The 18,867-nt window shown below is 60.5% G+C and carries 23 protein-coding genes; 17 read left to right on the plus strand and 6 right to left on the minus strand.

Features of this window, described 5'->3' with window-relative positions:
* From cheT to visR, 4 genes are all read left to right on the plus strand, one after another.
* Complete coding sequence (cheT, locus tag J2J98_RS03205; RefSeq protein WP_064709851.1) at positions 1-390, plus strand: chemotaxis protein CheT; 390 nt, start codon at positions 1-3, stop codon at positions 388-390.
* A 201-nt stretch (positions 391-591) separates the two neighbouring features.
* Entirely contained in the window at positions 592-2,277 is a 1,686-nt protein-coding gene (gene fliF, locus J2J98_RS03210) for a flagellar basal-body MS-ring/collar protein FliF (RefSeq protein WP_207602327.1), read from the plus strand.
* Between the two features lie 406 nt (positions 2,278-2,683).
* Positions 2,684-3,430, plus strand: coding sequence for a transcriptional regulator VisN (gene visN, locus J2J98_RS03215; protein ID WP_064710775.1), 747 nt, complete (start codon positions 2,684-2,686; stop codon positions 3,428-3,430).
* An 8-nt stretch (positions 3,431-3,438) separates the two neighbouring features.
* On the plus strand, positions 3,439-4,185 hold the full coding sequence (gene visR / locus J2J98_RS03220) for a transcriptional regulator VisR (protein WP_064709854.1): 747 nt from the start codon (positions 3,439-3,441) through the stop codon (positions 4,183-4,185).
* A gap of 59 nt (positions 4,186-4,244) precedes the next feature.
* On the opposite strand, the gene J2J98_RS03225 is transcribed toward visR, so the two are convergent.
* The 6 genes from J2J98_RS03225 to motA all read right to left on the minus strand — a co-directional run bounded on the left by J2J98_RS03225 (position 4,245) and on the right by motA (position 9,536).
* Positions 4,245-4,685 (minus strand): hypothetical protein, encoded by a 441-nt coding sequence (locus J2J98_RS03225; RefSeq protein WP_064710776.1) that lies wholly within the window; start codon positions 4,683-4,685, stop codon positions 4,245-4,247.
* A gap of 5 nt (positions 4,686-4,690) precedes the next feature.
* On the minus strand, positions 4,691-5,770 hold the full coding sequence (gene flhB, locus J2J98_RS03230) for a flagellar biosynthesis protein FlhB (protein WP_207602328.1): 1,080 nt from the start codon (positions 5,768-5,770) through the stop codon (positions 4,691-4,693).
* A gap of 233 nt (positions 5,771-6,003) precedes the next feature.
* Positions 6,004-7,044 carry a flagellar motor switch protein FliG gene (fliG, locus tag J2J98_RS03235; protein ID WP_064709857.1) on the minus strand — a complete coding sequence of 347 codons (1,041 nt, stop codon included), beginning with the start codon at positions 7,042-7,044 and terminating at the stop codon, positions 6,004-6,006.
* A 27-nt stretch (positions 7,045-7,071) separates the two neighbouring features.
* Complete coding sequence (gene fliN / locus J2J98_RS03240; protein WP_064710777.1) at positions 7,072-7,659, minus strand: flagellar motor switch protein FliN; 588 nt, start codon at positions 7,657-7,659, stop codon at positions 7,072-7,074.
* A gap of 54 nt (positions 7,660-7,713) precedes the next feature.
* Positions 7,714-8,658: a FliM/FliN family flagellar motor switch protein gene (locus J2J98_RS03245; protein ID WP_207602329.1), complete on the minus strand. Its 945-nt coding sequence runs from the start codon at positions 8,656-8,658 to the stop codon at positions 7,714-7,716.
* A 5-nt stretch (positions 8,659-8,663) separates the two neighbouring features.
* The gene (gene motA, locus J2J98_RS03250) at positions 8,664-9,536 is read right to left on the minus strand and encodes a flagellar motor stator protein MotA (RefSeq protein ID WP_064709943.1); all 873 of its coding nucleotides are present in this window, start codon (positions 9,534-9,536) and stop codon (positions 8,664-8,666) included.
* Between the two features lie 254 nt (positions 9,537-9,790).
* On the opposite strand from motA, the gene flgF reads away from it, so the two are divergent.
* The 13 genes from flgF to fliP all read left to right on the plus strand — a co-directional run bounded on the left by flgF (position 9,791) and on the right by fliP (position 18,810).
* On the plus strand, positions 9,791-10,525 hold the full coding sequence (flgF, locus tag J2J98_RS03255) for a flagellar basal-body rod protein FlgF (RefSeq protein WP_138395519.1): 735 nt from the start codon (positions 9,791-9,793) through the stop codon (positions 10,523-10,525).
* A 95-nt stretch (positions 10,526-10,620) separates the two neighbouring features.
* The gene (gene fliI, locus J2J98_RS03260) at positions 10,621-12,018 is read left to right on the plus strand and encodes a flagellar protein export ATPase FliI (protein WP_207602330.1); all 1,398 of its coding nucleotides are present in this window, start codon (positions 10,621-10,623) and stop codon (positions 12,016-12,018) included.
* Positions 12,019-12,020: 2 nt separating this feature from the next.
* Positions 12,021-12,563, plus strand: coding sequence for a hypothetical protein (locus J2J98_RS03265; protein WP_064709862.1), 543 nt, complete (start codon positions 12,021-12,023; stop codon positions 12,561-12,563).
* A 159-nt stretch (positions 12,564-12,722) separates the two neighbouring features.
* Positions 12,723-13,115, plus strand: coding sequence for a flagellar basal body rod protein FlgB (gene flgB, locus J2J98_RS03270; protein WP_064709863.1), 393 nt, complete (start codon positions 12,723-12,725; stop codon positions 13,113-13,115).
* 5 nt (positions 13,116-13,120) lie between these two features.
* Positions 13,121-13,537, plus strand: coding sequence for a flagellar basal body rod protein FlgC (flgC, locus tag J2J98_RS03275; RefSeq protein WP_064693821.1), 417 nt, complete (start codon positions 13,121-13,123; stop codon positions 13,535-13,537).
* Positions 13,538-13,540: 3 nt separating this feature from the next.
* Positions 13,541-13,882: a flagellar hook-basal body complex protein FliE gene (gene fliE / locus J2J98_RS03280; protein WP_207602331.1), complete on the plus strand. Its 342-nt coding sequence runs from the start codon at positions 13,541-13,543 to the stop codon at positions 13,880-13,882.
* Positions 13,883-13,901: 19 nt separating this feature from the next.
* The gene (flgG, locus tag J2J98_RS03285; RefSeq protein ID WP_064709865.1) at positions 13,902-14,690 is read left to right on the plus strand and encodes a flagellar basal-body rod protein FlgG; all 789 of its coding nucleotides are present in this window, start codon (positions 13,902-13,904) and stop codon (positions 14,688-14,690) included.
* Between the two features lie 15 nt (positions 14,691-14,705).
* Entirely contained in the window at positions 14,706-15,188 is a 483-nt protein-coding gene (gene flgA, locus J2J98_RS03290) for a flagellar basal body P-ring formation chaperone FlgA (protein WP_138395522.1), read from the plus strand.
* The gene (locus J2J98_RS03295; RefSeq protein WP_138395523.1) at positions 15,185-16,306 is read left to right on the plus strand and encodes a flagellar basal body P-ring protein FlgI; all 1,122 of its coding nucleotides are present in this window, start codon (positions 15,185-15,187) and stop codon (positions 16,304-16,306) included. The genes flgA and J2J98_RS03295 overlap by 4 nt, the downstream gene beginning before the upstream one ends.
* Positions 16,303-16,845, plus strand: a complete 543-nt coding sequence (locus tag J2J98_RS03300; protein ID WP_138395524.1) for a MotE family protein — start codon at positions 16,303-16,305, stop codon at positions 16,843-16,845. The genes J2J98_RS03295 and J2J98_RS03300 overlap by 4 nt, the downstream gene beginning before the upstream one ends.
* Positions 16,842-17,558, plus strand: a complete 717-nt coding sequence (gene flgH / locus J2J98_RS03305) for a flagellar basal body L-ring protein FlgH (RefSeq protein WP_064681130.1) — start codon at positions 16,842-16,844, stop codon at positions 17,556-17,558. The genes J2J98_RS03300 and flgH overlap by 4 nt, the downstream gene beginning before the upstream one ends.
* Before the next feature lie 11 nt (positions 17,559-17,569).
* Positions 17,570-18,076, plus strand: a complete 507-nt coding sequence (locus J2J98_RS03310) for a flagellar basal body-associated FliL family protein (protein WP_064709869.1) — start codon at positions 17,570-17,572, stop codon at positions 18,074-18,076.
* Positions 18,073-18,810, plus strand: a complete 738-nt coding sequence (fliP, locus tag J2J98_RS03315) for a flagellar type III secretion system pore protein FliP (RefSeq protein WP_138395525.1) — start codon at positions 18,073-18,075, stop codon at positions 18,808-18,810. Before J2J98_RS03310 ends, fliP begins: the two co-directional genes overlap by 4 nt.
* Positions 18,811-18,867: the final 57 nt, after the last annotated feature.

Consider the following 18,867-nt stretch of genomic DNA (forward strand, 5'->3'; position numbering starts at 1 on the left):
ATGACATTTACTCCGGTGATGGAGCCGCCCGCGCCTGTCGAAGCGCTGAGCGACATTCTGATGCGCATCGTTTCGGAATTGCACGACGTGGCCTATCTGATCGAGCGCATCGAACCGCAGCTCCTCGAACTCGGTGGCGCCGAAATCCTCAATTCGCCTGACGCCATGAAGGTCATGCAGGGCATCGATCTGGCAGTGCAGAAGTCGCGCGGCCTTGCCGAATTCATCGATACCATCACCGGCGAAATTCCGCTCGGCTGGACGGTCGACGTCGCGACCGCGCTCAGTCTTGTCAAGCTGGCTGAGATGCAGAAGGCGCTGGGCGGCGCCACCCGCCATGGCCATTCCCAGCCGCTGAGCAAGGCGGCGGGAGACTTCGACTTCTTCTGAAGCGCGCGATCTCTTCAGCCTCGCTTCTAGCGCCTGAATTCCTCGTTTGAACCATGTCGTTCTCGCAAAAATCACTGCGCGACATGCTTCAGCCTTTCGCTCCGGCGCGCTCCTCACGAAACGCTCGCACAAGTTTCGCCGATTATTCGTCAGATGAGGCAATAAGCCTGCTTTGTCTTTGACGGATCGTGCGAGAACAGAATGAATCTGTTAAATCAATTAGTTCAGATCTTTAAGAACTTAGGTGCCCTGGGCCGGACACGCCTGATGATTCTGGGGGGTGTTGGCGCCGTTTCCATCGCGATCATCCTTGCGGCTGCCCTTTTCGTCAACAAACCCGCACAAGAAACGCTCTACGTCGGCCTCGAGGCTCCCGATCTCAACCAGATCAGCATGGCCCTTGCCGAAGCGAACATCGATTTCCAGGTCGGCACGGACGGTTCCAGCATCACCGTTCCGGCGGGCATGACGGGCAAAGCCCGCCTGATGCTTGCCGAGCGCGGCCTGCCGAACAGCGCCAATGCCGGTTACGAACTCTTCGACAATGTCGGCTCGCTCGGCCTGACCTCCTTCATGCAGGAAGTGACGCGGGTTCGTGCGCTTGAAGGGGAAATTGCCCGCACTATCCAGTCGATCTCGGGCATAACAGCCGCGCGCGTCCATATTGTCATGCCCGAGGTCGGAAACTTCCGAAAGGCGGAGCAGAAGCCAACCGCCTCCGTTATGATTCGCGCAAGCGCCGCCACGGGGCGAGGCGCCGCGACCTCGATCCGCCACCTCGTCGCCTCGGCCGTGCCGGGGCTCGACGTCGATGACGTCACGATTCTTGATTCCGCCGGCCAGCTGCTCGCATCGGGCGACGAGACGAGCAACAGCTCGCTGAACCGCTCGCTCAACATTGTCCAGAACGTTCAGCAGGAAGTCGAATCCAACATCGACAAGGCCTTAGCGCCCTTCCTTGGCATGGACAATTTCCGCTCCAGCGTCACCGCCGACCTCAACACCGATGCCCAGCAGATCCAGGAGACGGTCTACGATCCTGAATCCAAAGTCGAACGTTCGGTCCGCTCGACCAAGGAAGCCCAGCAGTCGCAACAGAGGCAGTCCGACAATGCGACGACTGTCGAACAGAACATTCCCCAGGCGGCTCCGGATGCCGGCGGCTCCGGCGGCCCGGAATCGCAGGACAAGTCCGACAAGCGCGAAGAGCAGACCAACTACGAAATCAACAGCAAGACGACGGCGACGACCCGCAACAGCTATGAGGTCGAGAAGCTTTCGATCGCCGTCGTGGTCAACAAGGGCCGAATCGCCAAGATGGTCGGCGAGCCCGCCGACCAGGCCAAGATCGACGCCTATCTCGCCGAAATGCAGAAGATCGTCGCCTCGGCGGCCGGCATCGACGCCAAGCGCGGCGACGTCGTCACCGTCACTGCCATGGACTTCCTTGAGAATCAGCTGCTCGAAGAAGCCACCGGCGGCATCCGCGTCATGGACATGCTGAGCCGCAACCTCGCCGGCATCATCAACTCGCTCGCCTTCGTCGCAGTCGCCTTCGTGGTGGTCTGGATGGGTCTGCGGCCGCTGGTACGCAGCGTCAGCGGCAATGGCGCGGTTCTCGGCGATGCCACGCCCGAAGCGGCAGGCCTCGAACTTCCGGACTTCGCCCCGGCGCCCGGCGCCACTGGAGGCGCCCTCATGGATGGCTTCGGATCCGACTTCGGCTTCGACAGCACCGAGGATCTGCTCAGCCTCGGCGACGACGACGGCAACTTCAACCGCCGTGTCAAGGAAGGTCCGGAACGCAAGCTTGCCCGCATGGTGGAGATTAACGAGGAGCGCGCCGCCAAAATTCTCAGGAAATGGGCGATCGACGACGCAGCATAAGAGAGGGCCGGGAAACCGGCCCTTTTCACGTCGGCACTAGACTTCATCGGGTAACGGAACAGTGCCAGCTTCCGGCAAAACGCCCGCTGGATCTGAAAGGCCGCGACGCGCTTTACCAGAGGCTAATAAATCTGTTGAGCTTCACTCGCGTAATACGCGAATCACATTGCGGCACAGCCAGAATCACCTTAGCCTCCCAATAGGTTGAGGGGCAAAATCGGCATTCGAATCAGGGCATGGACGTCGGCGAAAGTAAATCCCCAGAAGTCGGAGATGGTACTTTATATCGGCTGGATTACCCTTGGGTGATTCGAAATGGGATTCGAGCGGGACTTGAATTGAATCCTTTGCAGATAAATAGCAGTTGCACAGGGTGTGATCGCTTCTCAGCCGCAGGACGTTGCCAATGGATATGAACATAGTTCTGGCGAGCAAAGGCGAGAGGCAGATGATGAATTTCGCAGGCGCAGTGGCGCCGGCTCTGTTGCCGCGCGACGAGCTGATACAGCGCCTGCACGGCGTCGCCAGCACTGGCCGGCTGCAGTCCGGACTGCGTGCACTGACGGAATATGTCGGTGCCTCGCACTATCTTCTGGCGCGTTGCGATCTCATCCAGGAAAGCGGCCTCGATTTCATCGTTTCCTCGGATTGGCCCTTCGATCTGGTCAAGGAGGTCGCCAATGATCTCGTCAGCGGCTATGCCCGTTCGACCGAGCTGGAAAGATGCATGCAGGTCTTCCAGCCGAACTTTGCGCTTCTGCCCGAAGGCGCCGAAGTGCCGGAGGGCGCCAGCCGCCAATACTGTTCATTGACCTTCAATGTCGGCCGCTCGCGGCTCGCTCTGATGTTCCTGTTCGGCGAAGGCTTCATCCTGTCGCCGGAGCGCCTGCGGGATGTAGGGCTGCTTGCCGGTTATGTCGCGAGCTTCCTTCGCTGCGGGGGCGCAAGGGTCGACCGAGATTTCGAACTGACCGACCGCGAGCTGGAATGCCTGTTCTGGATTGCCGAGGGCAAGACCAGCGACGAGATCGCGATGATTCTCGGAATTTCCCGCAACACCATCAACAACTACATCACCAGCGTGATGCGCAAGACCGCGACCAAGACCAGGTCGGAGGCTATTGCCTTCGCGGTCCGCAACAATCTCGTATAGGGGGATCCATGGGGCAACCATCAAGCAGGGCGATGAACGGTGCCGATCCGCTGCGCATGGTGCGGGTGAACAGGATTTCCAGCCGTTCCGATCTTTTCCCGCGGCTGATCGCGATGCAGAAGCTCGCTGATGCTCAGGGCTTCGCGATCTACCGCCTCACTGGCTCAGGGCTTCCCGCAAAACAGCGGCTTGTCTGCGAGCTCGAGAACTGGGGCCCCTCCAATGCCGGCTTCGGCAAGGCGTTCACCGATGCCTACGGAGACATCCTTCTCGACCATATCGAAAAGTCGCTGCTGCCGCTTTCATGGGCCGGCGCTCACGACCGGGCGGCCCCCGGTCCGTCCGATTTTTCGCCCTTCATGACGCGCCTGAAGGATGGCATCCTGCCTTTCTCCGGCCTTGCATTTCCGGTGCGGCTCGGCGCCGTCGGCAATGGCTTCATCCTTTTCACTGGCGATGATATCGATCCTTCAAGCGACACCATCGTCGAGCTGCATGGTCGCTGCTGCCACGTCATGATGGATCTGCTCTCTCTCGACGAACGCCGCTCGACCGCCGCCGAAGCGCTGAGCGAACGCGAAATCGCCTGCCTCCAGCTTGCCGGCGATGGCCGTATCAGCGAAGAGATAGCCGAAAAACTCGGCTTGTCCGTGCACACCGTCAATGCCTATCTCGGTTCGGCGACCATCAAGCTCGATTCCGTCAACCGCATCCAGGCAATCGCGAAGGCAATCCGGCTCGGCTATATCAGCTGAACCGGCGCCTGCCGCCCTTCAGAAAGACAGAGTAAAAGCCTGGCTTTGCTGAGGGCAAATCAGCTGGCTAGCGCGCGTGGCGGCTTAACGCTGTAGCGGGCTTGTCGAAGGCTCTTTTCCAGGAATGCGGTATTCTCGTCGGGGTCGTCCGAGGGCTTCTGGAAGGCGATGTGGTTGATTTCGATGCCGGCATGATTTTCGGCAAGGGTAAGCTGGGCGTAGACGGTGACGCCCTGCGGCTTGATTTCAAGGTCGAGAACGACTTCGGGCTTGCCGCCCCACTCCAGCGTATAGTTTCCGCCCAGGCCGAAATTGACCGTGCCCGGATGAAAGAAAAGCTCCGCCGCCGAAGCGACGAGATCGGCCAGACTGCCGTAATACTCGAAGCGCAGCAGTGAAATGAGGTCAGAGGCATCCAGAAGGCGCAGTTCGGTGGCGACCGGGCTGATCGCGTCTGCGAGGATCTTTTCACGCTGGGCAGAGTGAGGGCATTTTTTCATTCGGCTTATCTTACCCGTTTGTTCTTGGCTTCTGCGGCGTAGACCCTGTGTATGAGCTCCGCAACGGCCTTATAGAAGACTGACGGTATGACACTATCGACCGAGACTTGCGCAAACATGGAGCGCGCAAGCGGCGGATCCTCGAACACCGGGATGCCGTTCTGCTCGGCAATCTCCCTGATTTTGAGCGCGATGAGGTCCTGGCCCTTTGCCAGAACCACCGGCGCGTCGTTCTCTTCACGCGCATAGCGCAGCGCCACGGCGTAGTGCGTCGGGTTGGCGATGACAAGCGTGGCGCGGTGTACGTTGGCGATCATGCGCCGGCGCGCGCGGTCGCGCATCAGCGAGCGCTGCCGGCTTTTGACGAATGGGTCGCCCTGCGCCTGCTTGTTTTCTTCCTTCACCTCGTGGCGCGTCATCTTGAGCTCGGTGAACCAGTGATGGCGTGTCCAGAAAAGATCGGCGATCGCAACGATTGCGGTGGCGATCAGCATGACGATGATGATCTTGCGCATCGCTGCCACCATTCGCATGAGGATCGTCTGCGGATCGGAGAACATCGCGTCGATCGAGCCGAGATATTCGCTCCGGAGCACGAAGAATAGAATCACCCCCACGACCACGACCTTGAACAGCGACTTTCCGAACTCGATGAGACCGGGCAAGCTGAAGAGCCGTGACCAGCCCTTGATCAGAGAGACGCGCGAGGCCTGCGGCCTGATGCGTTCAAGCACAGGCGTCGGCAGGTTCTGGAAGATCGAGGAGGCGATGCCGAAGACCATTAACAGGATGAAGGCGGGCGCCAGCAGCGCCGCACAGGCCCAGCCGAGCTTGACGAAGAGCGCCAGAATATCCGGTCCCGTCTCGATTCTCCATTGGTCGGGCTGCTCGAAAATGTCGCGCAGCGTTTCACTCATGCGGCCGACGCTATCGGGAAGGAAGAACACCAGATAGATAAAGGTGGCGAGAATGGTCGCGAAGATCGAAAGCTCGCGCGAAAACGGCACATTGCCTTTTTCCGCGGCGTCGCTTTGCTTTTTCGCGGTCGGGGCTTCTGTTTTGCTGTCCTTGTCATCGTCTGCCAAGTCGCGGCCCTCCGTTGAAGAAACAGGCCGCAGCGAATGCATGCCACCCCAAGCTGGGCAGCGATTTTGGGATGACGAGATGCGTCAAAACAAAAACCTGAGGCGCGCCGCAGAAACCGAGTGTTCTGCGACGCGCCATAGAGCGCGGCCTATCGAAGAAAGGGTAGTCGCCCGTGGCGCGACGATCAACAGCGGCCTGTTTGCCGCTTGGATTTGTCAACAGTCTCGGAGGGTCAGGCGGCAGCCGAAGCTTCGCCTTCCTTTTCCTTGAGTTCGATCTGGCCGGAATTGGCCAGGCGAATCGCTTCCTGCGCCACGGCGCGCCGGGCGATGGCGATTTCGCGTGGATTGACGCCGCCCATGCCGCTCTGCAGATCCGATTCGATCATGCGGCGCTGACGTGGACTGATGGCGGAGAGAACCGCTTCGCGGATCTCGGCCGGCGAGCCGCGCAGCGCGACGGTCAGCACGTCGCTTGAAATGTCGTTGAGCAGCAGGACGCGGCTGCGCTGCGGCATGAACATGAGGTCCTCGAAGAGGAAGATCTTCGGCCGAACCTTGTTGACCGACTCGCGGCTGATCGATTCGAGCGAGGTCAGCAGCGTGTCGACCTGCGGTTTGTCGAGCTCGTTCATGAGATCGGCGACCTTCGTCGAGCCGGCCGCATTGCGCTCTGCCTCGACCTCGGCAAGCAGCGTCATCACCTGGTTCTCGATGATCTGCGCAGCCTTCGGGCTGACAGCCTTCATGTTGACCGTTCGGTTCATGATGTCGGCGCGACGATTGTCGGGAAGCTGCAGCAGCACCTTGGCGCCGAAGGAGGAGGGCATCATTGAAAGGATATAGGCGACAGTCTGCGGATGTTCGCGCAGCAGGAACTGCGCGACGAATGCCGGCTCGGCTTCGCTGAGCCGATCCCAGATCGAGGTCTCGTAAGCCTGGAAGGCCGTGCGACGGCCGAGCAGGCTGTCAACCTCGTCGGGGGTCAGGCCTTCTTCCAAAATGGCCTCGATCGCCTTGGCGTTGTCCATCAGTCCGGCGCCCTCGGTAAAGAGGTCCTCGAACTCGGAGACGAGCGACAGGAGCTCGTCCGGCGGAATGGCGCGCAGCGACTGGGCAGATGAGATAATGGTCTGCAGTTCGGCCTGAGTGAAATATTTCAACAGCCGGCCGGCGACACCCTTTCCCATGGCGAGAAGGACCGCCGCCGCTTTTTCAGCCTGGGTCAACGGTTTCCCGGCTAGCGCGCCGCCGAAATCGTCAAAGTCCATCATGGTCTAACCTCTCCGTCCCCACAGGGATCAGGCTTTTTTCGTACTCAAAACTTCTATCAGTTTTACGCCGAATCGGGTGTCGTCGTTATCAAGCACCGTAATCTCGCCGCGAGCGATCCGGCGGCCGTTGACCATGATCTCGACGGGTTCGCCGATCTTCTTGTCAAGAGCGATCGTCGCTCCTTCGTTGAGATTCATCAGGCCGGAGACCTGCATCCGGCTGGTCCCGAGCATGATCTGGACATCGATCGGAATGTCCATGATCAGCTCGAAGTTCGAGGTCAGTGCGCTGCCGAGCGGTGCCGGCGAGGTCTCGAACGAAGTGCTGCCGCCGAAATCCATGCCGGCAGCCGGGCTGGCATTGCCAGCGCCGAAGTCGCCGCCGAAATCATCGCCGCCGAAAGGGGAATCCGAAATCTCGCCGCCGAAGGCGGCCAGGTCCGTTCCTGCTGCAAAGCCATCATTTCCCAGGTCGCCGCCAAACTGTGACAGGTCGCCATCGGCATCCTTCTTCAGCACGCCGCGCAGATCGTCGATCGCCTGGTCGAGATCGGCTTCGCTGCCCGGCATATCCAGGGAGAGGTCGCTGTCCTGCTGTGTCTTCTTCGTAGCCATGAAATCACTATTCCAGTTGAAACTTGCCTCAAACTGCCTTTGCAGCCCAAAAGATTAGTTCATCAAATGACGGATGAGTTCGTCATCCGAGTTCATCGTATCCTTGACCCGGACCATGTAGTTTTCGCCGGAACGTCCGAACTCGCAGATATACAATTCCTTGCTGTTGGCGCTGACCTCGACGCGTACGTCGCCACTGTCGCGGAAGGGGATCACGTCGCCGACCATCAGCTTCGATATGGTACGCAACGTCAGGTCCTGCAGCCTGATCTTGGCCTCGAGTGTGACATGCGAGCGGCGGACCTGATCGCCGAGCTGTTCGGTCCATTCCGGCGAGCTGCCGCCGGCCTGGCGCTTCGCCTTCGGCGGCGTCACTTTGGTCTTGAGCAGTGCCGTCTGAGGAACGATCAGCGAGAATTCCGAGACGATGCCGGCTAGTGTGATCGACATGTTGATGGCGGCGGCGAATTCGTCCGGCTTGTCCTCTGCCGGCCGGGCGCGCATCTCGTGCGCATGCGGGACCGAAAGGCTTGGTTCGAATCCGCCAGGTGCATTGACCGCCGAGCGCAGCACCTTGGCGATCTTGTCAAAGACCATGACGGCAAGGTCGAGCTCGATGACCGAGAGCAGCCGGTCGGCCGGTTCATCGATCGTATCGGCGGTGGCGCCGAGCAGGTGCTCCATCAGCGTGATGACGAAACCGTTGCCGCAGGCAAGGGTGATGTTCTGCGACCAGTTGCGCAAGGCCGCATCGACCAGCGTGACATTGGCGCTCAGGTCGTCGATAAGGTGGTTCTTGTAGCCGATTTCGCAGCCGAGATAGTTGACCGTCACGTCGAGGCCGGTCTCGCTTTTGATGACATCGGGAAAGAACTCGGCGTAGACGGCCCCAAAGGAGCTGCAGATCTTCGAGACTCTGCCTCTGTCGCCAAGCCCGCCAGTCAGTTTGGCGAGAAGGGCAGGATCCATTGCCGGTTTGTCATGCGAAGCATCGCCCATGGTCTTTAAGCCGCCTTGTTTTCGCCGCCGGGGTTCATCATTTCCTGTTCGACTGCATCGATGGAAGGACGTTCGTAGGCCGAAATTGTCTTGCGGCCGTATTCGAGAGCGACCTGCGGCACCGATCCGTTCATATAGGCAAGCAGCGTCTGCTTGACGATAACGTAGAGGCGGTGCTGCTTGCTGCGCACGATCTTGATCTGGGAGACCAGCGGCGAGCAGAGGCAGTAGGACAAGAGGATGCCGAGGAAGGTGCCCACGAGCGCCGAGCCGATCAGGTGACCGAGCACTTCAGGCGATTCGTTGATCGAAGCCATCGCCTTGATGACGCCGAGAACCGCCGCGACGATACCGATCGCCGGAAAGGAATCGCCCATGATCTGGATCGCGTGGTAGGGCTTCATCTTGTCGTGCATGATGGTGTTGAGCTCTTCGTCCATCAGCGCCTCGATTTCGTGGCTGCGGGCGTTGCCGATGATGATCAGGCGCACGTAGTCGCAGATGAACGCCGTCAGTTCCTTGTTCTTCAGAACGGTCGGGGCCTGCTGGAAGATGGTCGATTCGGCCGGATTGTCGATGTGGGCTTCGATTTCGTTTCGGGACTTGGTGCGCAGGTCGCGCATTAGCGAATAGAGCACGCCGAGGGTGTCGAGGTAATTGCGTTCTTTCGGCACGGCATGTTTGAAGGCTTCGCCGAGCGCCTTGCCGGAATCCTTCACCACCTTCATCGGGTTTGCCATGATGAAACTGCCGATGCCGGCGCCGCCGATGATGACGAACTCGAAGGGCTGGAACAGAGCGTCCACATGGCCGCCCATTGCCATGAAGCCGCCGATGACGCAGCCGCAAGTCACTATAAATCCGATAATGATGTTCATCGTCAGCCCAATCTGAACGTTGCTTTTCTTTGAGACGGATAGGGTTCCTGCCTTGCGTGAGGCTGATGAAAGGGCCTGCATGAGGGCATTTCAGCCTGCCAGTTTCGCGCAAGCATCTGCCGCCAATCTAAAGGAGACGAATGGGCGCTCGCGCCCGTTTCTGAGATGCCGCCTCAGCGAAATTCCGGCCGAAACAGATCAGACGACGCCCGGCTTTTCGTTCCGTTCATCGCCAATGCTTGGAGCTTACCGACATGCAATCCGGTCTTTACGTTTCTCTGTCGTCGCAGATGGCGCTTGAAAAGCGCCTGAGCACTATCGCGGACAACATGGCAAACGTGAACACCACCGGTTTTCGCGCAACCGAGGTGAAGTTCGACGAGATGGTGGCGGCCACCAAGAACAAGCTGAACACCAAGGTCGCCTTCGTTTCCCAGGGCAACGACTATCTGAATGAGCAGACGGGCGAACTGCAGCACACCGGCAACATGCTGGATTTTGCCGTCAAGGGTGATGCCTGGTTTGCGCTCGAGACCCCAGCCGGCCGTGTGCTCACGAGAGACGGCCGTTTCACCATCAGGGAAACCGGCGAACTCGTCTCCGTCAGGGGATATCCCGTTCTCGATGCCGGCGGTGCACCGATCCAGCTCGACACGAAGGCTGGCGAGCCGGCTGTCGGCACCGATGGGATCATTTATCAGAGCGGCCGGCAGGTCGGCTCCCTCGGCCTGTTCGAGGCCGATATCAGCAAGGGCTACCTGCGCTACGAAAACAGCGGCATCATGACCACCGACCAGCCGCGCGCCGTCGTCGACCGCTTCAATATCGGCGTCGAGCAGGGATACCTCGAAAACTCCAACGTCAATGCCATGCGCGAGATCACCCAGCTGATTGAGGTGAACCGTGCCTTTGAAAGCATTTCGTCGCTGATGCGCGACAGCGAGGACTCGTTCAAGCAGGCCGTCCAGACGCTTGGGGGCAGCCGCTAATGCATGTCGCCCGAAAGTTTGCCGCGGTTTTGGCAGGACGACGTGCACAAGAACGCACATCGAAAAAGCGACAGATCTTCGGACGGGATTGAAGCATGAGCAGCACGCTACTGGCCGAGGACGGCCTTTCCCCGAAGCTGGCGCATCTGGCAGGTCTCGTCGAGCAATATGCATCGCCGGAATTCGCGGTTGCCCATGGCGGTCGCGTCCAGACCATTGCGGCCGGTCATTACACCGTCCACGGTCTTTCGCGCCATGTTCGTCTCGGCGAGTTCGTCGCTCATAAATCCGCCTCCGGCGTCCATCTCGGCGAGGTCGTTCGTGTCGAACCGGAACTGATCTACGTCTGCCCGATCGAGCCCGGCGAGCCGATCGGCATCCATGACACCGTCATCCGCAAGGGCGCCTTCCGCATTTCGCCCTCCGATAGCTGGTGCGGGCGCACCCTCAATTCGCTCTGTGAGCCGATCGACGGGCTGGGTCCAATCGCCGAGGGCCTCGATCGCCGCTCGATCTCCAACACAGCACCGCCGTCGATGACCCGCCAGCGGGTCGGGACCGGCTTCAAGACCGGCGTGCGCGCAATCGACATCTTTTCGCCGCTCTGCCTCGGCCAGCGCCTCGGCATCTTCGCAGGCTCCGGCGTCGGCAAGTCGACGCTTCTCTCCATGCTCGCCCGCGCCGACGCCTTCGACAAGGTGGTCATCGCGCTCGTCGGCGAACGCGGCCGCGAGGTGCGCGAGTTCATCGAGGATACGCTCGGCAGCAATATGAAGAAGGCGATTGCCGTCGTTGCAACCAGCGACGAAAGCCCGATGCTGCGCAAGATGGCGCCGCTGACGGCTGTCACCGTCGCCGAGCATTTCCGCGACAAGGGCGAGAACGTCCTCTTTGTCGTCGATAGCGTCACCCGTTTCGCCCATGCCATCCGTGAGGTGGCGACGGCCTCCGGGGAGCCGCCGATCGCTCGCGGTTATCCCGCTTCCGTCTTCACCGAACTGCCGCGCCTGCTCGAACGCGCCGGTCCTGGCGCCGAGGGCGCCGGCACGATCACGGCAATCATCTCGATCCTCGTCGATGGCGACAACCACAACGATCCGATCGCCGATTCGACGCGCGGCATCCTCGACGGCCACATCGTCTTACAGCGCAGTCTCGCCGAAGAGGGGCGCTATCCTCCGATCGATCCGCTCGCCTCGATCTCGCGTCTTGCCCGCAAGGCGTGGACGCCGGATCAGGAAAAGCTGGTTTCGCGATTGAAGGTATTGATCCACCGCTTCGAGGAAACGAGGGACCTGCGGCTGATCGGCGGTTACCGCCAGGGCGCTGATCCAGATCTCGACATGGCGGTCAAGCAGGTCCCGATCATTTACGACGTCCTGAAACAGTCTCCCGGCGATCGTGACTCGGTCGACGCCTTTGCCGATCTCGCCGGCGCGCTCAAGGCTGCAGCCGGCATGGGCAATCCGGGCGCATCCATCCAGAGGAGATAGAAGTGGCTGAATTCGACGACGAACGCATCGCGTCCCTGAAGCAGCGAAGGAAGGCCGCCACACTGGATCGGTTTCTCACTTTCGCCGGTCTGGCGCTTGCGGGGGCCTCCGCCTTTTTCCCCTGGTACGTCTTCTTCAACGCGGACAAGTTCGGCATCAACGTCGCCAGCAGCAGCGATTCGCGTGAGCTGCCGGATTGGCCTGCCCGCAACGTCTTCAGCGTGTCACCGCTGGCTATGGCCAACAAGAACGAGGCAACCAAAAAGGTTCCGCCGGTCGATCAGCTGACGACGGCGACGGTCTCCAATCTTGGCAAGGAGCGTGATGGCGGCGCCATGCTGGAAGATCAGCCCTTTCCGGGGAAGTCATCCTTCCGCCTGCTGCATGTGTCCAACGGCCGGGCGCTGATAGAGGATCCTTCGGGCATGTATGTCGTGCGCATCGGCTCGGTCCTTCCCGACGAAAGCCGGCTCGCGACGATCGAGCAGCGCGATGGTAAGTGGGTGATCATCACCTCCAGGGGCGAAATCTACAAGAACAATTGAACGCCTTCGCAGAAGCCGAAGACAACGGGGGCTCCGCCGCGAACCGGCAGGAGCCTTTTTTACGGCGGCCTTCGGCGACGCGTGTCGGAGGCCGAATTCCCGTAAGTCCCACGCAAGATTACCGCACTAGCCTCCGGATAGTAAAAACGGAGAGTTCTCATGCAACCGATCCAACTTTTCGACTTGGCTTCGCGACAGGCGGAATGGCTGACGATCCGTCAGCAGGTTGTTGCCGGCAATATCGCGAATGCTAATACCCCGAAGTTTCGCGCCAAGGATGTCACACCCTTCGATGCCGTGCTGGAAAGATCCGACATCACGATGGCGCGCACCAATCCGGCGCATCTGAGCGGTAACGATTTCAGCGACAGCGGCGATATCGACATCAAGGAGGCCGCACTCGACCAGGAGATCGGTATCCAGGAATCCGGCAACACCGTCGGTTTGGCAGAGGAACTCTCCAAGTCAGGCGAGATCAAGCGCCAGTACGAGCTCAATACCTCGCTGATCAGCTCCTTCAACCGCATGATGTTGATGACCGTCAGGAAGTAATTGTCATGGATCCGCTTTCCGCAGCTATGAAAATCGCCGGTTCGGGGCTCGAGGCGCAATCGACGCGCCTGCGCATCGTCTCGGAAAACATTGCCAATGCCCGCTCGACCGGCGATACACCCGGCGCCGATCCCTATCGCCGCAAGACGATCACCTTTGGCCAGCAGATGGACCGCACGAGCGGCGTCGAGACCGTCAACGTCAAGAAGGTCGGCGTTGATGAAGGCGATTTCAGCACCGAATTCGACCCCAGCAATCCCGCGGCTGACGCCAAGGGCGTCGTCAAATTGCCGAACGTCAACATCCTGGTCGAGATGGCCGACATGCGTGAAGCCAATCGCTCCTACGACGCCAACCTGCAGACCATCAAGCAGACCCGTGACCTCATCTCCTCCACGATCGATCTTCTGAAGAGCCAATAATAAATGATCAAAAGCGTCCAGAATGTCAGCAATCTTTCGATGACCCGCGCGCTCGGCGCCGTCGACACCGAAAATTCGGCCTCCTCTTCCGCAACGACCATGCCGGGCACTGCGGGTGCGGCCAACGGCCTGAGCTTCGCCTCGGTCATGGGCAGCATGGCGATCGACACGGTCAACAGCCTGAAGAGTGCCGAAAGCATGTCCTTCGCCGGCATCAAGGGTACGGCGACGACCCGTGAAGTCGTCGATTCGATGCTCCAGGCCGAGCAGGCGCTGCAGACCGCGATCGCCATTCGCGACAAGGTCGTCACCGCCTTTCTCGAAGTCACCAGGATGCAGATGTAACTGATTTGAGGACGAACACATGAGAGCGCTCGCCATTGCAGCAACGGGCATGGATGCCCAGCAGACCAATCTGGAAGTCATCGCGAACAACATCGCCAACATCAACACGACGGGCTTCAAGCGGGCCCGGGCCGAGTTCACCGACCTTCTCTACCAGACCGAACGAGCAAAGGGCGTTGCCAACCGCGCCAATCAGGCAGTCGTTCCGGAAGGCGCGAATATCGGCCTCGGCGTCCAGACTTCGGCGGTCCGCAATCTGCACCTCCAGGGCGAGCTCACTCAGACCGGCAACGATCTCGACGTGGCGCTGATCGGCAAGGGTTTCTTCCAGATCCAGTCGACCGATGGCACCACGCTCTATACCCGCGCCGGCGCCTTCAACAAGAATGACCAGGGGCAGCTCGTCACCATCGACGGCTATGAAGTCCTTCCGGGCATCACCATCCCGCAGGGTTCGACCCAATTGACTATCAGTCGCTCGGGCGAAGTCTCGGCCAAGTTGCCGGGCCAGACCGATCCGACCGTGCTTGGCCAGCTTACGCTTGCCGATTTCGTCAACGAGGCTGGCCTTCAGCCCATCGGCGACAATCTCTTCCAGGAAACGCCGGCCTCGGGCGAGGCCGTCGTCGGCAACCCCGACGAGGAAGGCTTTGGCTTCATGAAGCAGGGCTATTTGGAATCCTCGAACGTCGATCCTGTGAAGGAAATCACCGAGCTGATATCGGCCCAGCGTGCTTATGAAATGAATTCGAAGGTGATCACCACCGCTGATGAAATGGCCTCCATCGTCAGCAAGAACCTGAAGTAAAGGGAGGGCCGAAACATGATGTTTTGCCGGGCAGGACGCATCTCAGGATGGGTGGCGGCAGCCACGATCGCACTCGCGGGCGTTATTTTGCCCGCGGACGCGAATGCCGGCATGGGTTATGCCGTCGTTCCCACGACGATCATCTACCCCGGCGACACATTGTCGGGCAGCCAGCTTCAGGAGGTTGAGGTCACCAATCCCAACCTCGCCGGTGATTATGCCAAATCGATTTCGCAGGTCGAAGGTTTGGTTTCCAAGCGCACGCTGCTGCCGGGCCGCACAATTTCAGTTTCAGCCCTGCGCGAACCCTATACCGTGACGCGCGGCTCTTCGATCCGCCTGGTCTTCTCTCTCGGTGCAATGACGATCTCCGCCGCCGGTACGCCGCTCGAAGACGGCGCTACGGGGCAAGTGGTCCGTGCACGCAATATGGATTCCGGCGTCATCGTCAGCGGCACGGTGCTTGCGGATGGCACGATCCATGTGAGGGCAAAATGAAATTGTTCTTCCGTATCGTCACCTGTGTTGCGGTTGTCGCCATGATTTTGGCCGACGTGGCGCCCGCTTGGGCGCTGACGTCCCGCATCAAGGATATTGCTTCGCTTCAGGCCGGCCGCGATAACCAGCTGATCGGGTATGGTCTCATCGTCGGTCTGCAGGGAACCGGCGACGGCTTCCGTTCCTCGCCTTTCACCGAGCAGTCGATGCGGGCGATGCTCCAGAATCTCGGCATCTCGACACAGGGCGGCCAGTCCAGCGCCAAGAACACCGCGGCCGTGATGGTCACCGCCAACCTGCCGCCTTTCGCAAGTCCCGGCAGCCGTCTCGACGTCACGGTGAGCTCGCTCGGCGACGCGACCTCGCTGCGCGGCGGCACGCTCGTCATGACCTCGCTTTCCGGCGCCGACGGCCAGATCTACGCTGTCGCCCAGGGCTCCGTCATCGTCTCCGGCTTTCAGGCGCAGGGCCAGGCGGCGACGGTGACCGAGGGCGTCACCACCGCCGGTCGCGTGCCCGGCGGCGCCATCATCGAACGCGAACTGCCGTCCCACTTCAAGGATTCGGTCAATCTCGTCCTGCAACTGCGCAATCCTGACTTCTCAACGGCGATCCGCATTGCCGACATCGTCAATGGCTATGCCTCCGCGCGCTTCGGCGGCCCGGTCGCCGAAGCCAAGGATTCGCAGGAAGTCGTGATCCAGAAACCGCGCACGGCCGATCTCACCCGGCTCATGGCCGATGTCGAGAATCTCATCGTCGAAACCGATACGCCTGCCAAGGTTGTTATCAACGAGCGCACCGGAACGATCGTCATCGGCTCTGATGTCCGCGTTTCGCCGGTCGCCGTCAGCTACGGCACTCTGACGGTACAGGTCACCGAGACGCCGCAGATCATCCAGCCCGAACCCTTCTCGCGCGGGCGGACTGCCGTCCAGCCGCAGACCGATATCGCGGCTGAGCAGACCGGCGGGCGCGTTGCCATCATCGACGGTCCCGACCTCAGGACCCTTGTCGCCGGCCTCAACAATATCGGCGTGAAACCGGATGGCATCATCGCCATTCTCCAGGGCATCAAGTCGGCGGGCGCCCTGCAGGCGGAGCTTGTGCTGCAATGATAAAGATCATCAATCCTGACATGACGGTCCTGCAACTGCTGCGGCGGCTGGCGCTGCCGGCAGCCGGCCTCGTCCTTCTGTCGATCCCCGGCGCCTTTGCACAGGAACATGCGCCGGCCGGCGACATCACGTCCCAGGACGAGATCAAGCAGTTCTGCACCAACATCGCCGATCCCGCTCGCGACCAACGCTACCTCCTGCAGAAACAGGAGCTGGAGAGGCTTCGCGCCGACATCGACGCCCGCATGGCGGAGATGGACAAGCGCAAGGCCGAATATCAGGACTGGCTGAAGCGGCGTGACGATTTCCTGAAGCAGGCGGAAGCTGGCCTCACCGAAATCTATAAGAAGATGAAGCCGGATGCGGCGGCGCTCCAGCTGCAGGATATGAAGATCGAAGTGGCCTCGGCTGTCATCATGCGGCTCGGTCCGCGTCAGTCGAGCCTCATCCTCAACGAAATGGACCCGCAGAAAGCCGCCGTCATCGCCAGCATCATCGCCAGTGCATCCGATCCCAATACGTCGAAGGATCCTTCATGAACATGCGTTTCCCGGCCGCGATCGCCGCCCTCGCACTCCTTGCGGGCTGCCAGTCCCCGACGGCAGTCAGCGAGATCGGCCGTGCGCCTGCCATGAGCCCGATCGGCAGCGGCCTTGCCTATGGCCAGACCCCGCAGATGGCGCTCTATCCGAAGCAGCCGCGCGCCGTAGCGCAGGGCTATTCGCTTTGGAGCGACTCGCAGGCCGCGCTCTTTAAGGACGCGCGCGCTTTGAACGTCGGCGATATCCTGACCGTGGACATACAGATCAACGACAAGGCCTCCTTCGACAACGAGACCAACCGCAGCCGCACGAATTCGAGCGGCATGAGCTGGGATGTCAACGCTCAGATCTTCGGGTGGACGCCTGAATCCAAGACCGATCTCACCTACGGTTCCGACACCAGCACCGACGGCAAGGGCAAGATCGAGCGCACCGACAAGATCACGCTTCTGGTTGCGGCTGTTGTCACCGGTATTCTTGAAAACGGCAATCTCGTCATCTCGGGCTCGCAAGAAGTGCGGCTGAACCAGGAACTGCGCATTTTGAATGTCGCCGGTATCGTGCGTCCGCAGGACGTCAACGCCGACAATCAGATCTCCTACGACAAGATCGCCGAAGCCCGCATCTCCTATGGCGGTCGCGGCCGCCTGATGGAGGTGCAGCAGCCACCGCGCGGCCAGCAGGCCGTCGATCTTTTCTCGCCGCTTTGAGGCCGACAACGATGGCAGACGAAGACGAAGGCGCAGGTCACTCGAAGAAGAAATCCGGTTCGCTGATGACGATCATCGGCGTCGTCGTCCTGACCCTGCTCGGCGCCGGCGGCGGCTGGGCGGTGGGCACGATCGTTGCGCCTAATATCAAGGGCGCCAAGGATGCCGAGCTGGCCAAGGAGGCCGAGGCCAAGAAGAAGGCGGAAGAAGGCCTGGCGCGCATCTCGACCGAGGAGAACAACGTCGTCCAGCTCGAGCCGATCACTTCGAACCTCGCCTACCCCTCGGAAAATTGGGTCCGACTCGAAGTCGCGCTGCTCTTCAACGGGCCGCCGGATGTCAAGGTTTCCGAGGATATTCATCAGGATATCCTCGCCTATGTCAGGACGGTTTCCCTCCAGCAGATCGAGGGCCCGCGGGGGTTTCAATATCTCAAGGATGACATTCAGGAACGTGTTGACCTGCGCTCGCAAGGACGGGTATCGAAGGTCATGTTCAGGACCTTTGTCATCGAATGATTCGATTCATAGTTTTCCTTGCCGCCATGATGGCGGCACCGGAACTGGCGGTGGCACAGCAGCTGCCGACTGACCTGTTGAACGTGCCGGTCGATGGCTCCGTCGCCGCCTGGATCATCCGAACCTTCGGCCTGCTGACCGTTCTTTCGGTCGCGCCGGGCATCCTGATCATGGTGACGAGCTTCCCGCGCTTCGTCATCGCCTTCTCGATCCTGCGCTCAGGGATGGGCCTCTCCTCGACGCCCTCCAACATGATCCTCCTGTCGCTGTCGCTGTTCATGACCTTCTACGTCATGTCGCCGACCTTCGATCAGGCGTGGCAAAACGGCGTGCAGCCACTGCTTGCCAACCAGATCAACGAGACCGAGGCGGTCCAGCGTATTGCCGAACCCTTCCGCACCTTCATGGCGGCCAATACCCGCGACAAGGATCTGGCGCTCTTCGTCGATCTGGCGCGCGAACGCGGACAGAATATCCAGACCGCCGAGCCGATCGATTACCGCGTGCTGATCCCTGCCTTCATGATTTCCGAGATTCGCCGCGGGTTCGAGATCGGCTTTCTCGTCGTGCTGCCGTTCCTCGTCATCGACCTGATCGTCGCAACCATTACCATGGCGATGGGCATGATGATGCTGCCGCCGACCTCGATCTCGCTGCCTTTCAAGATTCTGTTTTTCGTGCTGATCGACGGCTGGAACCTGCTCGTCGGAAGCCTGGTGCGCTCGTTCAGCTGACCGGCCGCCCTCATTTACTCCTCAACGAAAAACCCGCCGGATCGCTCCGGCGGGTTT

The sequence above is a fragment of the Rhizobium bangladeshense genome (genome assembly GCF_017357245.1).
Taxonomy (GTDB): Bacteria; Pseudomonadota; Alphaproteobacteria; order Rhizobiales; family Rhizobiaceae; genus Rhizobium; species Rhizobium bangladeshense.

Excerpts from the sequence above, each read along its gene's own strand:
- flgG (WP_064709865.1), top strand. The coding sequence starts at position 13,902 with ATGAGAGCGCTCGCCATTGCAGCAACGGGCATGGATGCCCAGCAGACC.
- J2J98_RS03225 (WP_064710776.1), bottom strand. The coding sequence starts at position 4,685 with ATGAAAAAATGCCCTCACTCTGCCCAGCGTGAAAAGATCCTCGCAGAC.
- flgA (WP_138395522.1), top strand. The coding sequence starts at position 14,706 with ATGATGTTTTGCCGGGCAGGACGCATCTCAGGATGGGTGGCGGCAGCC.
- flgC (WP_064693821.1), top strand. The coding sequence starts at position 13,121 with ATGGATCCGCTTTCCGCAGCTATGAAAATCGCCGGTTCGGGGCTCGAG.
- visR (WP_064709854.1), top strand. The coding sequence starts at position 3,439 with ATGGGGCAACCATCAAGCAGGGCGATGAACGGTGCCGATCCGCTGCGC.
- fliF (WP_207602327.1), top strand. The coding sequence starts at position 592 with ATGAATCTGTTAAATCAATTAGTTCAGATCTTTAAGAACTTAGGTGCC.
- cheT (WP_064709851.1), top strand. The coding sequence starts at position 1 with ATGACATTTACTCCGGTGATGGAGCCGCCCGCGCCTGTCGAAGCGCTG.
- J2J98_RS03245 (WP_207602329.1), bottom strand. The coding sequence starts at position 8,658 with ATGGGCGATGCTTCGCATGACAAACCGGCAATGGATCCTGCCCTTCTC.
- flgF (WP_138395519.1), top strand. The coding sequence starts at position 9,791 with ATGCAATCCGGTCTTTACGTTTCTCTGTCGTCGCAGATGGCGCTTGAA.
- motA (WP_064709943.1), bottom strand. The coding sequence starts at position 9,536 with ATGAACATCATTATCGGATTTATAGTGACTTGCGGCTGCGTCATCGGC.
- J2J98_RS03300 (WP_138395524.1), top strand. The coding sequence starts at position 16,303 with ATGATAAAGATCATCAATCCTGACATGACGGTCCTGCAACTGCTGCGG.
- fliE (WP_207602331.1), top strand. The coding sequence starts at position 13,541 with ATGATCAAAAGCGTCCAGAATGTCAGCAATCTTTCGATGACCCGCGCG.
- fliP (WP_138395525.1), top strand. The coding sequence starts at position 18,073 with ATGATTCGATTCATAGTTTTCCTTGCCGCCATGATGGCGGCACCGGAA.
- fliN (WP_064710777.1), bottom strand. The coding sequence starts at position 7,659 with ATGGCTACGAAGAAGACACAGCAGGACAGCGACCTCTCCCTGGATATG.
- flgH (WP_064681130.1), top strand. The coding sequence starts at position 16,842 with ATGAACATGCGTTTCCCGGCCGCGATCGCCGCCCTCGCACTCCTTGCG.
- J2J98_RS03310 (WP_064709869.1), top strand. The coding sequence starts at position 17,570 with ATGGCAGACGAAGACGAAGGCGCAGGTCACTCGAAGAAGAAATCCGGT.
- visN (WP_064710775.1), top strand. The coding sequence starts at position 2,684 with ATGGATATGAACATAGTTCTGGCGAGCAAAGGCGAGAGGCAGATGATG.
- fliG (WP_064709857.1), bottom strand. The coding sequence starts at position 7,044 with ATGATGGACTTTGACGATTTCGGCGGCGCGCTAGCCGGGAAACCGTTG.
- fliI (WP_207602330.1), top strand. The coding sequence starts at position 10,621 with ATGAGCAGCACGCTACTGGCCGAGGACGGCCTTTCCCCGAAGCTGGCG.
- flgB (WP_064709863.1), top strand. The coding sequence starts at position 12,723 with ATGCAACCGATCCAACTTTTCGACTTGGCTTCGCGACAGGCGGAATGG.
- J2J98_RS03295 (WP_138395523.1), top strand. The coding sequence starts at position 15,185 with ATGAAATTGTTCTTCCGTATCGTCACCTGTGTTGCGGTTGTCGCCATG.